This is a genomic window from Nitratireductor sp. PBL-C9 (assembly GCF_050877045.1).
GTDB classification, from domain to species: Bacteria; Pseudomonadota; Alphaproteobacteria; order Rhizobiales; family Rhizobiaceae; genus Nitratireductor; species Nitratireductor aquimarinus.
Genome location: NZ_JBPAXW010000005.1, coordinates 87,713 through 99,947 on the forward strand (window position 1 = coordinate 87,713; position 12,235 = coordinate 99,947).

Annotated in this window: 13 protein-coding genes; 6 read left to right on the forward strand and 7 right to left on the reverse strand. The window is 61.6% G+C overall.

Going from position 1 to position 12,235, the window contains the following annotated elements; all coding sequences use genetic code 11:
• Positions 1 to 93: 93 nt before the first annotated feature.
• Positions 94 to 2,679 (reverse strand): cell cycle histidine kinase CckA, encoded by a 2,586-nt coding sequence (gene cckA / locus ACRTG1_RS12225; RefSeq protein WP_113155356.1) that lies wholly within the window; start codon positions 2,677 to 2,679, stop codon positions 94 to 96.
• A 227-nt stretch (positions 2,680 to 2,906) separates the two neighbouring features.
• Between cckA and ACRTG1_RS12230 the strand changes: the two genes are divergently transcribed.
• Positions 2,907 to 3,866, forward strand: coding sequence for a hypothetical protein (locus tag ACRTG1_RS12230; protein ID WP_432516367.1), 960 nt, complete (start codon positions 2,907 to 2,909; stop codon positions 3,864 to 3,866).
• A gap of 202 nt (positions 3,867 to 4,068) precedes the next feature.
• Here the strand turns inward: ACRTG1_RS12230 and dksA are convergent, their stop codons facing one another.
• Positions 4,069 to 4,485, reverse strand: coding sequence for an RNA polymerase-binding protein DksA (dksA, locus tag ACRTG1_RS12235; RefSeq protein WP_113155358.1), 417 nt, complete (start codon positions 4,483 to 4,485; stop codon positions 4,069 to 4,071).
• A gap of 267 nt (positions 4,486 to 4,752) precedes the next feature.
• Here dksA and ACRTG1_RS12240 point away from each other — a divergent pair, with 267 nt between their 5' ends.
• The 4 genes from ACRTG1_RS12240 to ACRTG1_RS12255 all read left to right on the forward strand — a co-directional run bounded on the left by ACRTG1_RS12240 (position 4,753) and on the right by ACRTG1_RS12255 (position 8,632).
• Positions 4,753 to 5,262: a SixA phosphatase family protein gene (locus ACRTG1_RS12240; RefSeq protein ID WP_206547478.1), complete on the forward strand. Its 510-nt coding sequence runs from the start codon at positions 4,753 to 4,755 to the stop codon at positions 5,260 to 5,262.
• Between the two features lie 79 nt (positions 5,263 to 5,341).
• A complete protein-coding gene (locus ACRTG1_RS12245) occupies positions 5,342 to 6,820 on the forward strand; it encodes a YcjX family protein (protein WP_432516368.1) in 1,479 nt (492 codons plus the stop codon).
• The gene (locus ACRTG1_RS12250) at positions 6,817 to 7,881 is read left to right on the forward strand and encodes a YcjF family protein (protein WP_113155361.1); all 1,065 of its coding nucleotides are present in this window, start codon (positions 6,817 to 6,819) and stop codon (positions 7,879 to 7,881) included. The genes ACRTG1_RS12245 and ACRTG1_RS12250 overlap by 4 nt, the downstream gene beginning before the upstream one ends.
• Positions 7,882 to 8,086: 205 nt before the next feature.
• Entirely contained in the window at positions 8,087 to 8,632 is a 546-nt protein-coding gene (locus ACRTG1_RS12255; protein ID WP_113155362.1) for a hypothetical protein, read from the forward strand.
• 42 nt (positions 8,633 to 8,674) lie between these two features.
• Here ACRTG1_RS12255 and folK read toward each other — a convergent pair whose 3' ends face one another.
• The 3 genes from folK to folP are packed head-to-tail and all read right to left on the reverse strand — an operon-like array spanning position 8,675 to position 10,430.
• The gene (gene folK, locus ACRTG1_RS12260; RefSeq protein WP_432516369.1) at positions 8,675 to 9,217 is read right to left on the reverse strand and encodes a 2-amino-4-hydroxy-6-hydroxymethyldihydropteridine diphosphokinase; all 543 of its coding nucleotides are present in this window, start codon (positions 9,215 to 9,217) and stop codon (positions 8,675 to 8,677) included.
• On the reverse strand, positions 9,218 to 9,577 hold the full coding sequence (folB, locus tag ACRTG1_RS12265) for a dihydroneopterin aldolase (protein ID WP_113155364.1): 360 nt from the start codon (positions 9,575 to 9,577) through the stop codon (positions 9,218 to 9,220).
• Between the two features lie 7 nt (positions 9,578 to 9,584).
• A complete protein-coding gene (folP, locus tag ACRTG1_RS12270; protein WP_113155365.1) occupies positions 9,585 to 10,430 on the reverse strand; it encodes a dihydropteroate synthase in 846 nt (281 codons plus the stop codon).
• Positions 10,431 to 10,582: 152 nt separating this feature from the next.
• On the opposite strand from folP, the gene ACRTG1_RS12275 reads away from it, so the two are divergent.
• Positions 10,583 to 11,212 (forward strand): DUF922 domain-containing Zn-dependent protease, encoded by a 630-nt coding sequence (locus tag ACRTG1_RS12275; RefSeq protein WP_315900348.1) that lies wholly within the window; start codon positions 10,583 to 10,585, stop codon positions 11,210 to 11,212.
• A gap of 79 nt (positions 11,213 to 11,291) precedes the next feature.
• Here the strand turns inward: ACRTG1_RS12275 and ACRTG1_RS12280 are convergent, their stop codons facing one another.
• Together ACRTG1_RS12280 and ACRTG1_RS12285 are read right to left on the reverse strand one after the other, a co-directional pair.
• On the reverse strand, positions 11,292 to 11,612 hold the full coding sequence (locus ACRTG1_RS12280) for a 2Fe-2S iron-sulfur cluster-binding protein (protein WP_113155367.1): 321 nt from the start codon (positions 11,610 to 11,612) through the stop codon (positions 11,292 to 11,294).
• Between the two features lie 155 nt (positions 11,613 to 11,767).
• Complete coding sequence (locus ACRTG1_RS12285) at positions 11,768 to 12,055, reverse strand: Hpt domain-containing protein (RefSeq protein ID WP_245447581.1); 288 nt, start codon at positions 12,053 to 12,055, stop codon at positions 11,768 to 11,770.
• Positions 12,056 to 12,235 lie beyond the last annotated feature (180 nt).

Consider the following 12,235-nt stretch of genomic DNA (forward strand, 5'->3'; position numbering starts at 1 on the left):
GGTCAGGAATTTCAGAGCCTGAGACAAGAAAAAGGGGTGACGGCACATTGCCAGTCCCCCCTTCTTTTTTGATTGAGCCGAAACGGGCCGGTCTCAGCCTTCCTCCAGCATCTCCTTGACCACCGTTGCAAGCTGCTTGAGCGAGAAGGGCTTGGGCAGGAAGCCGAACTGCGCATCTTCCGGCAGGTTCTTTGCAAAGGCGTCTTCGGCATAACCGGAGACGAAGATGAACTTGATGTCCGGCTGAACCTTGCGCAGTTCGCCGAGCAGCGTGGGACCGTCCATCTCCGGCATAACCACGTCGGAAACGACGATATCCACCTTGCCGTCGAGCTCGTTGAAGATCTCCAGCGCTTCCGCGCCGGAACTCGCCTCATGCACCTCGTAGCCGCGCGAGGAGAGCGCGCGCACGCTGCCCATGCGAACGGCATCCTCGTCCTCCACCAGGAGCACCCGCGCGGAGCCGGAGAGATCGCGGTTTTCTTCCTTTGGCTTGGCGGCGCCGTTTTCGGCTGCTGCATTTGCCTCCTCGGCCGCCTTCTCCGCCTCGCTTGGAATGTAACGCGGCAGGAAGATGCGGAAGGTCGTGCCCTCGCCCAGCTCGGAATCGCAGAAGATGAAACCGCCGGTCTGTTTGACGATGCCATAGACCATGGAGAGGCCGAGACCGGTGCCCTTGCCCACTTCCTTGGTCGTGAAGAACGGCTCGAAGATCTTGCGGATCGTCTCGGGATCAATGCCCGTGCCGGTGTCGGAAACTTCGACGGCCACATAATCTGCGACTGCCAGCTCGCGATACGGGAACTGCGCGCATTCATCGGCCGAGATATTGCGCGTGCGCACCGTCAGCTGACCGCCCTCGGGCATGGCGTCGCGTGCGTTCACCGTCAGGTTGACGATGACCTGCTCGAACTGGCCGATATCGGCCTTGACCGGCCACAGGTCGCGTCCGTGCTCGATGGAAAGCGACACCTCGTTGCCGACCAGACGCGCCAGAAGCATGCGCAGATCCGCCAGCACGTCGGTCAGGTTCAGCACTTCCGGGCGAAGCGTCTGGCGGCGCGAGAATGCCAGAAGCTGACGCACCAGCGATGCGGCGCGGTTGGCGTTCTGCTTGATGTTCATGATGTCCGGGAAGGACGGATCGGACGGGCGATGATTGGTCAGCAACAGGTCCGAGGCCATGATGATGGCGGTGAGCACATTGTTGAAGTCGTGCGCGATGCCGCCGGCAAGCTGGCCCACGGCCTGCATCTTCTGGCTCTGCGCCATCTGCGCTTCGAGCGCCTTCTGCTCGGTGGTCTCCACGGCATAGACGATGGCCGCTTCCTCGGCCCCTTCTGCACCATCATGATCGACGACGGGATTGACGTAGAAGCGCACATGCCGCTCGGCATCATCGGGCAGAACGGTGTCGATGGGGGCAATCTCGGCCTGCCTGTGCTTCGCCCGTTCCAGAGCGTTGGCAAAGGCCTCACGGTCGTTCTCGTGAATGACGGCATCGAGACGCACCTGGCGTTCCATCGCATCGCTGTCGACCACCTGGGAGAACAGCGAGAGGAACGGCGCATTGGTGCGCAGGATGCGCCCGTCATGGTCGACCGAGGCAATGGCCATTGGCGTCGAATTGAAGAAGCGGGTGAAGCGAACCTCGGAAGCGCGCAGATCCGCAGAGGCGTCCTCGCCCACCTGCCGGTTGAGCACGATGGTGCGGGTCGGACCGGAAGAACCTTCGCGGCTTGCCATGACACGATGCATGAAGCGCACCGGCAGAACCTCGCCGCCCATCGTGGAGAGATCGAGATCGATCACCGCATTACGCGCGGTTCCCGGATCGGCCTTGACCGCGTTGACCAGCGCCATGCCGTCGCCGGCAACGATCTGCGGCAGACGAACCGCGCCGGGCACGAAATTGGCGAGATCGATGCCCAGCCATTCGGCGAGCGTCGCGTTGATATAGGTGACGCGGCCATCAGGGTCAGCGGCGAAGAAGCCTGCCGGCGCGTGATCGAGATGATCGATGGCCTTCTGGAGATCGAGGAAGAAGCGTTCCTGCTCGGCGCGCTCCTCGGAAATGTCGGCAATCTGCCAGGCGGAGACCGGCTGACGGTATCCCGGCAGTTTGAAAATACGCGCCCAGGTGCGGTACCAGCGCGCGCCCAGTTCACCGCCCGGACGGATCGAACGGGTCAGACGGAACTCACCATCCCCTGCCCGGCCATCGCGCAGACCGGCGGCGAGCTTCTCGATCACCGGCGCGGCTTCGGGATTGTCTGAAAGCAGACCATCGACCGTCTTCACGTCGGCAACTGATGTCGCACCGGTCATTTGGGCATAAGCATTGTTTGCGTAGAGGATGCGGCCCTTGGTGTCTGCAACCACGAGGCCCTCCTCCATGGAATCAACAAAGGCCCTGGAGAGTTCACTGCCTGCTGAACGCGGCGCGACCTGCACGAAGCCGATCGCCGTTGCGAACAGGAATCCCACCCCGATCATCGCCAGAACGCCCAGAAGCCCCAGCAGGAACGGGTCGCCCAGACGGTCGCGGAACACGGAGAAGGCAACCGCAGACAGCGTCAGTACGACAATGAAGATGATTAGCCGCGTTATGGCACCGGGTCGCGAACTCTGGTCGACGATCGGTGCTGCGTGGATTTCTCCCCCGGTCTGCTTGGCCATGCGTTTCCCGTTTATCGCGCCCAATTCCCGCCGGCTTCCACGCGAACCCGACCCATTCGGGATATATCAGGGCTCCCGCCATCTGCAAGCGCACACGTGTAATCGAAACGCAAATCGCCTTTCTTTGCCCGAAATGTTCTGTTGAATGGCCACAGTTTTGCTGGCGGCTTGCTGCCATGGCGTGACACGCATACCTTGTCTGATCTGACGGAAACTGGAGTAAACGAATGCGCGACTGGCTCGTGGGGATTTTTGGAGAAGCAAACGCGACTGCGGCCCTTTGGACCATAATCCTCATTGTAATCGCCATAGTGCTTCTCGTGTTCGTACGCGTGAACCGGCGCTTTACGGCAGGCACGTTCATCTCCGGTTCCAGAGGCAAGCAGCCGCGACTGGCGGTGACCGACGCCACGCCGGTCGACAATCATCGCCGTCTTGTGCTCGTTCGCCGTGACGATGTGGAACACCTGATCCTGATCGGCGGCCCCAGCGACATTGTCGTCGAGGCCAATATCGGAAAAGAGCTCCCGGCGAGAATTGAACCGGTCATGCCTCGGCGGCAGAGTGAGCCGGCTCCGCGCGCAATGCCAGAGCCGGAAATGCCCCGGCCCGAAACACGCCAGCGCCCGGAAACTCGCCAACGGGCGGTTCCCGAGCAAGGGCGTGAGGAGCCGGAGCTGCAGGAGACGGCTCCCGAGCCAGCCCCGGCAGAGCCCCGGCGAGAGGTGGAGCCGCCTGCACCGGAGCCGGAGCCCAGCATTCAGATTGCCGAGCGCACACCGACGCTCAGCGAACAAGCGCCACAGCGCCGGTCAATCCCCCGGCCCATTCCCGTGAGGCCAGCGCCTTTGCCGGTATCGCCGAACCACGACCATCGCACCCTGCCTTCCGCGACCGCCCCGGAGCCAGCGCGGCTGGCTGGCATGGCTACACCGCCGCGCGCGGCTGCACCCGAGAGGGTGGCGACAGATGTGCGCCCTGCAGAACCTGACGAGCGCTATGTGGAACGCACTCATATCGCATCCGCCCCGCGAGCGGCCATGCCCACCACGCGCAACGATCCTCCGGTGGAGACGCGATCAGACGAGGCTGCGCGAAGGGACCAGATGGAAGAGCCGGTGAGCGAACACACGCTCGAGGATGAAATGAGCAAGCTTCTGGAAGAACTCTCGGAACAGAAGCACTAGGTTTTTAGAAACGTCTCGCTTGCCCGATCTCTGCGCAAAGGCGGGATGGGCAGGCCATAGGCCACACATCCAGGCTGATGCCCGGAAACCAAAATGCGCGGGCGTCGGCAAACCGGAAAACAGGCAAAGAAAAAGCGCCAGCCGCAGCGGCGTGGCGCATACAAAACTGGGCTAACGCCCTAACCGTTATTTTGTCTGCCAGTCAGTCGTCGCGATAAACTTTTTCACGACGCTCATGACGCTCCTGCGCCTCGATCGACAAGGTAGCGATCGGCCGCGCGTCAAGCCGCTTCAGAGAAATCGGCTCCCCCGTTTCCTCACAGTAACCGTAGGTGCCTTCCTCGATGCGCTGCAAGGCAGCGTCAATCTTGGAAATCAGCTTGCGCTGCCGGTCACGCGCGCGCAATTCGATTGCACGGTCGGTCTCCGACGACGCCCGGTCTGCGAGATCGGGGTGATTGGCGTTTTCCTGTTGTAGCGCCTCGAGGGTTTCACGCGCCTCCTTGAGAATGTCGCTCTTCCAACGCTGTAGCTTCGCACGAAAATACGAGCGTTGGCGATCATTCATGAAGGGCTCGTCCTCGGTGGGCACATATTCAGCATTACTGAGCTCATTCATCGAGTCACCCTGGGATGTTTTTTCGCCCGCGCCTATATATTAGCGCACCTCCACAACCACAAGCACAAAGGCTGCCTCTTTCACGCTTTTGTTAAATGCAGCGGAAAAAGTGAATCCGCTCTACCCGGGGCTGTGGATGCGTATAAAGTCTGCATTTAGCTTCAAAAGCCATTGCGGAGGGAAAAATGCAGCCGAAATCGCGCAGTTTGAGGGCATTTCCAACCCGTTCAGGTGCGTTTTCAGCGCCATCGATCAGGATTTCGTGATATGACGCGGCTTCTTCTCCTTCGCCATGCAAAAGCTGGCTGGGCAGCGCCCGGCATGTCCGATTTTGACCGCACGCTCACCGCATCGGGGCAAGAGGACGCAAGGGCGCTGGGAAAACGGATGCGCGCAATCCACCTCCTCCCCGACCTGATCCTCTGCTCGACGGCCAGACGCGCCATCGAAACGCTGGATGGCGTTTCGTCCACCATGCTGGATCAGAAACCGGAGACGCATTTTCTGGCCGAATTGTACAACTCTGACGCGACCGACTATCTGTTCGCAGTGCGCGAAGCGCCGCAGGCAGAGACCATTCTGGTCGTGGGACATAACCCGATGATGGAAGACCTGGCTTACGAGCTCTCATCAGGCGGCGACGCCGAGGCAACGCAGGCCGCCTCTTCCGGCTTCCCCACATGCGGGCTTGCAGTCATCAGCTTTCCCGGCGCGTTGGCCAATATCGAGCGCAGAAGCGGGCGTCTCGACATGTTCCTGCGCCCCGACCGCGGATAACGGGCCTTGCCGGCGGCTCTTCAATCACAGGCTTGATTTCCTATATGCAAGGTCTTGCGATTTTTGAGGATTTCGCCTCTTGGCTTCATTGACGACATATTCCGACGAAGCGCGGATCGCCTTCGACACGCTGACCGGACGCGCTGCCGGTCTGATTTCGCCTTCGCTGCGGATCGGCGTGACAGGGCTGTCCCGCGCCGGCAAAACGGTTTTCATCACCGCCTTCATTCACAATCTGCTGCATGGCGGGCGGCTGCCCATGTTCGACGCCCAGAAATCGGGGCGGATATCCAAAGCCTATCTCGAGCACCAGCCGGACGACGCGGTGCCGCGCTTCCAGTATGAGGACCACATCGCAGCCCTGGTCGAAAGCCGCATCTGGCCGGAGTCCACGCGCGCCATTTCAGAACTGCGGCTGACGGTGGAATTTGAGTCCGCGTCCGCCTGGAACCGGCTCCTGTCGCGCGGAAAACTCTCCTTCGACATCGTTGATTATCCTGGAGAATGGCTGCTCGACCTGCCGCTTCTCGGCAAGGATTACGACACGTTCTGCCAGGAGGCCATGGAAATGGCGCGCCTGCCCGTCCGCGCGGAACTTTCAGCCGAATGGCGTGAGATGGCCAGCGGGATTGACCCGGACGCGCCAGCCGACGAGATGACCGCGCGGCGGCTGTTCGAAGCTTTCTCGACCTATCTGCGCGCCTGCAAGGCCGACCACAGGGCGCTTTCGACACTGCCGCCGGGACGCTTTCTGATGCCGGGCGATCTGGAAGGTTCCCCGGCGCTGACCTTTGCGCCGCTCGAGTTCGAGCCGGGCAAGAAACACAAGCCCGGATCGCTGCACGCGATGATGGAGCGACGTTTCGAGGCCTACAAGACGCATGTCATCCGCCCCTTCTTCCGCGACCACATCGCACGGCTGGACAGGCAAATCGTGCTTGTGGACGCGATGCAGGCGATGAATGCGGGTGCGGAAGCCGTGACCGATCTGGAGCGCGCACTGACGGAGATCCTGTCGTGTTTTCGACAGGGACGCGGCAATCTGCTGACGGGGCTCTTCGCCCACCGCATCGACCGCATTCTGGTGGCGGCGACCAAGGCGGACCACATTCATCATGAAAGCCATGACCGCCTGCAGGCCATTGTGCGACGGCTGGCCGACCGCGCTATCGCGCGTGCTGATTTTTCAGGCGCGGCAGTGGATGTGCTGGCCATGGCCGCCGTGCGGGCCACACGCGAAGGCACGGTTCGGCAGGGCAAGGAAACGCTGCCGGTGATCATCGGCACCCCGCTGGCCGGCGAGACCATTGCCGGTGAGACATTTGACGGCGAAACCGAAACCGCAATCTTTCCAGGCGACCTGCCGGAAAAGCCCGGCCTGATCTTTCAGCAGAAGAAAGCGGAAGACGGGTCGGACAGCCCGCCGGACCATCCGATCCGCTTCGTGCGCTTCCGCCCGCCCCGGCTTGAGCAGACGGCGGAAGGCGTCACCCTGTCCCTGCCCCATATCCGGCTTGACCGGGCCCTTGAATTTCTCGTCGGAGACCATCTCGCATGAGCAGAGCGCCCGCATCCTTCCGCGTGGACCCGCCAAAGCCTGAGAAGCCTGAAAAGACGGCGCCGAAGCGAAAGCCGCAGGCCATCGACCCCGGCAACGCCGTGGCGGTGGTCGCCGAAAGCGAAGACTATTTTGCCGAACAGGACATGGCGCTCGCCGATCCCCCGCCGATCCCGCCACGCCGGCGTTCCATTCTGGGACGGGTCTTCTTCGCCGCATTCGGCGTTCTCCTGTCGCTGGCCATCGGCCTGTGGACGGATCAGCTGATCCGCGACCTTTACAACCGCGCAGACTGGCTGGGATGGCTGGCGCTTGGCGTGGCTGCGATCGGGCTCACCGCCTTCATCGCCATCCTGACCCGCGAAGCGCTGGGCATCATGCGGCTTGCCTCAATCGAGACGATGCGCCGGGACGCCGCCGACGCCATCGAACGCAATGATGCCAAAGAGGCGCGCAAGACGGTCGATCACCTGATGGGGCTTCTCGCCGGAAAGCCGGAAACGGCAGCCGGACGCGCAACGCTTGAAAGCCTCAAAGACGATGTGATCGACGGCGCGGATCTTCTGACCGTGGCGGAGAAGGAGCTTTTGGCCCCGCTGGATGCCGCCGCCCGCCAGCAGGTGCTGAACGCGGCCAAGCGCGTTTCCGTGGTGACAGCCGTTTCTCCGCGTGCGCTGGTCGACATCATCTATGTGCTCTTCGAAGCAGCAAGGCTCACACGCCGCATCGCCGACCTCTATGGCGGTCGTCCGGGCTTCCTTGGCTTCATGCGGCTGGTGCGCAGCATCTTCACGCATCTGGCCATCACCGGCTCCATGGCGGCTGGCGAGACACTGGTGCAGCAGGTGGTGGGACACGGGCTTGCAGCCCGCCTCTCCGCCAAGCTCGGTGAAGGCGTCGTCAACGGCATGATGACGGCGCGGATCGGCATCGCGGCGATGGACGCGGCCCGCCCTCTGCCGTTCACGGCCCTGCAGCGCCCCGGCGTCGGTGATTTCCTGAAAGCGCTGACGAGCTTTGCATCGAGCGAAAAAGACAAGAAGGAAGCGCCGAAGGCATAGGCTGCAAGCACCCAAGCTGGACGACTGCTGCCTCTTTTGGGTGAGTCCGAAAAGACACACCTGACCGCTAGCGTGCATTGCAACCGAGGTTTGAAGCGGGAACCGTCTCCAAACGTGGGTCGGGACATGGTAGACAAAGCCTTAACCAATCTGCGGCAAGATTCCCCGCAGTTCCCAGTTTCAAACAAGTTTGGTCACTTCGCTCATGCTTAAATTCGCGCTCAGGCTTGCTCTTCTGACGGCGGCAGCAGCTCCGATCTCCGGCCTCGCCGGCAAGGCGGAAGCTTCAGAGAAGGAGCGGCGCTTTTTCCAGACTGTCGAGGGGAGTTGGTCCGGTCCGGGTGAAATCGTGGCTGGCAAATACAAGGGCACGAAGTTCGTCTGCAATTTCGATGGCGGCACGCCGGACAAGAAAATCGGCATGGCGCTCGACGGAAGCTGCCGTGTCGGCGTTTTCACCCAGCCCATGAAAGCGAATGTGGTTCTCACCGGTTCCGACTATCGCGGCACCTTCCTCGACGGTGCAGCCGGCAAGGGGCTGGATGTCACGGGCGGCAAGGTGATGGGGAAGGACGTTGTGTTTGCCCTGCACCGCTCGTCGCTCAGTGGCGCGATGCGTGCCCGCATCAGCGACAACAACACCATGCACATCACCATCTCCGTGCAGGTGGAAGATGACATGGTCCCGGTGATCGGCATGAAGCTGAAGCGCACCAAATCGGGTGGCCTTGAAGCCATTGCCCGCCAGTAGTCACGCTGGCCCAGAAATCCGAGACTGAAAGAAGAGCGGCCGTCAGCCGCTCTTTTTGTTTGTCGGGTTGTTTGGTGGGCTGCGCCACCAGCCGCCATCGGCGGTAATGCGCTCCATGCCGGCCTGATCGAGCGTCGCAAGGCGGGTTTCGATCATCTGACCGTCAATCTCGATCCCCGGCGCGATCTCGGACAGCGGACCCAGCACAAAGGCGCGCTCGCCCATACGCGGATGGGGAATGGTCAGCCCTTCATCATCAATGCTCAGATCGCCATAAAGCAGAATGTCCACATCAATGGGACGTGGCCCCCAGCGCTCGGCGCGAACACGCTTGAGCGCGCGCTCGATGGACAGACATTCGTCCAGCAGGGCGTGGGGTGCGAGTTCGGTGCGCACCAGAGCGACGGCGTTCAGGAAATCCGGCTGATCGACCACACCCCAGGGCGGCGTGCGATAGAGCGCGGAAACCGAAAGAACTGCGGTATCCGCGCGCTCATCCAGCGCCTGCAGGACCAGCTGCATTGCCCGGCGCGGCTCTCCGATATTGCCGCCCAGACCAAGATAGGCATCGTGCGTTTTCGGCATTTACTGGGGCCAGGCCACCGAAACCTCGACATAGTCGAGAACACCCGGAACCGGTGCATTCGGCTTGCGGATCGTGATGTCGGACCGGGCGATCTCGGGAAAGCGGGCGCAGAGCGCCTTGGCAACCTCAAGCGCCAGCGATTCGATGAGAAAACGCCGCTTGCCGGCAACAATCTCTTCGATGACCTTGAAGGCCGCCCCGTAATCGACGGTGCCCTCCAGGGAATCGTCGCTCAGGGCCCGACCGGGCTCCACCGTCAGAACCGCGTCGACATAGAAACGCTGACCCAGCCTCTCTTCCTCGTCGAGGACGCCATGCCGCGCGAAGAAAGCGCAGTTCATCATCCGGATCACATACATCATCGCCTCACCCGGCCCGTTCTCTGGTCGCCAGCATAGCATCCGCCACCTTTAGCGAATCCCTGTTGATTGCGACATTGTGCACCCGGAAAACGGCTGCACCGTTCATTCGTAACAGCGCACTCGTCGCTGCGGTTCCCGCATCGCGGTCTTCGGCCTTCTCATGACCGGTTATCGCACCAACGAAACGCTTGCGGGATGTACCGACAAGCAGCGGAAACGCAAGACCCGAGAGTTCGCCAAAGCGATTCATGATCTCGATGTTTTCATCCACATCCTTGGCGAAGCCGAAGCCGGGGTCGAGCATGATCTGCTCATCGCGCACCCCTGCCCCACTGGCGATTTTAAGCGATTGGCGCAGGAACGCGAACTGATCGGCAATCACATCGGGGAGCTTCTCGCGCTCGCGGCCAGTATGCATGATGACAAGGCCTGCACCGGTTGCAGCCGCAACCTCGGCAATGTCGGGCTCACGTTGAAGGCCCCACACATCATTGACGATATGCGCGCCGGCGGCGACTGCGAGCCGCGCGGTCTCGGCCCGGTAGGTATCGACGGAGAGCAAAACATCGTCGCGACCGGCAAGGGCCTCGAACACCGGCAGGATGCGGTCCTGCTCTTCGGCAGCGGAGACCGGTTCACTGCCGGGACGGGTGGATTCGCCGCCAATATCGATGATTCGCGCGCCCTCACTCACGAGCCTCTCGGCCTGACGAAACGCATGACCGGCATCCAGAAACGCGCCGCCATCGGAAAAACTGTCCGGTGTGACGTTGAGAATCCCCATCACAATCGCTTCCGGTCCAAGCGCAAGTTCGCGCCCGTGGGCAAGCTTCCATGTCGGAATGGTCATCGGGCTTTTGGCCTCCGGATCACAATCAGGCGTTTTTGCGGCTCATTGCCGCCAAAATCAACCGCAATGTGGTGAGCAGATTGAGTCGGCGCTCCGCCGATCCGGGGTTGCCATCGCTCAGCCAAGGTCGCAGGGTGAGTATCGGAGACATGATGAAACGCACGACGCTTACTCTCACCTTTCTGGCGCCTGTCCTTATGGCTGCCGGCGTTCTTCCAGCAGCAAGCGCCGATATTTCGCGCAGCTACAGCTATTTCTCCATCGGCGGCAAAACGCTTGGAGAGATTGAGGAGCAGCTGCGCTCCCGCGGCCCGGAAGTGCAAAGCACCGGGCAACGGCACCCGGGCGCGACGCGCATGGAGTTCAAAACCAAGATCACTTACGAGGAAGATGAGAGGCGCTGCCGGATCGCCGCCGTGAATGTTTCGGTGGATGCGCAGGTCTTCCTGCCGCGCTGGCGAAACCGCAAGCGCGCCGAGCCCGAAACCGCGCTGATCTGGGACACGCTTTCGAAAGACATCAAGCGGCACGAAGAAAGCCATCTTGGCATTGCCAAGCGCTATGCCCGCAAGATCGAGGAAGATGTGGCGCGGCTCAGGCCACGCGCTTCCTGCGAGGCGCTTCAGGAACGCGCGGAAAAAATCACCGAGAAGACGCTGAATGCACACGATGCAGCGCAGGCGCGCTTCGACCGTATTGAAAGCGGGAATTTTGAATGGAGGCTGATGCGCCTCCTCAACTATCGGCTGGAGCAGCTCGAACGCGGGCGCAATCCCGGCTAAACCGGAGCCCCCGCTGAAGCGACCGCGGGCAGAGGGGCAAAGGCTTGCGCCCGCCCCCTTCCGCCAGCACGCCTGAAAATCAGGCCTGCCGCTCGGGAATGCGCACCACGAGACCGTCAAGCTCGTCACGAACGATGATCTGGCAGGAAAGGCGCGAAGTGGGCTGCACTTCATAGGCGAAGTCCAGCATGTCCTCTTCCATGGCCTCCGGCTGGCCGACCGTTTCCGCCCACTGGTCATCCACATAGACATGGCACGTGGCACAGGCGCAGGCGCCGCCGCACTCTGCCTCAATGCCCGGAACGGCGTTTCGGATGGCGTTTTCCATGACAGTGGAGCCATTCTCGGCTTCCACGTCAAAGCGTGTGCCATCGGGGACGATGTAGGAGATTTTCGGCATGCAAGTTTCCCGGCAGAATTGTGAAAGCGTTTCGTCGCGTAGCATGAACCGGGCACTCCGGCCCTGTTCGAACGCACCCGACGCCAAGACTTGGCGCTTCACATATTGGCTTTGATCGGGAAACGCAATCTGTCGGCGATGCCGCAGCGGGTTGATCAGGATAAAGATGAAATGAATTCATGCACTTCGTCGATGAGGCTCGAGAGGTGCATGATTTCGCCCGGACCGGTTTCGCCCTTTTCGATGCGCGCGGCGCATTCGGCAACGCGGAACGCGCCAATGCCCCGGGCCGAACCGACCAGCGCATGGGCCAGCTCGCGGCGGTTGCGCATGTCTGCCGCCTCCATGCGATCCACAAGCCCAAGTGTCTGCGTCTGGAACAGTTTCAGCACCTCGGTCGCCAGGGCCTTGTCTCCGAGCGTCTGCCGGGTCAGGTGTTCCATATCGAGAGGAAGCCCCTCCGGCCCCAGTTCCCTCACCCTGCCCGGGGCTTCGGCCTTAATGTTTGCCGGCATCCGACTTTACTTCCCCCAACGTCACCCTTCACACACTATTAATCCCGGATGGACAACGGGTTAACGGCATCGGTGCAAAATGAGTAATTCGCCAAAAACCACGTTAAC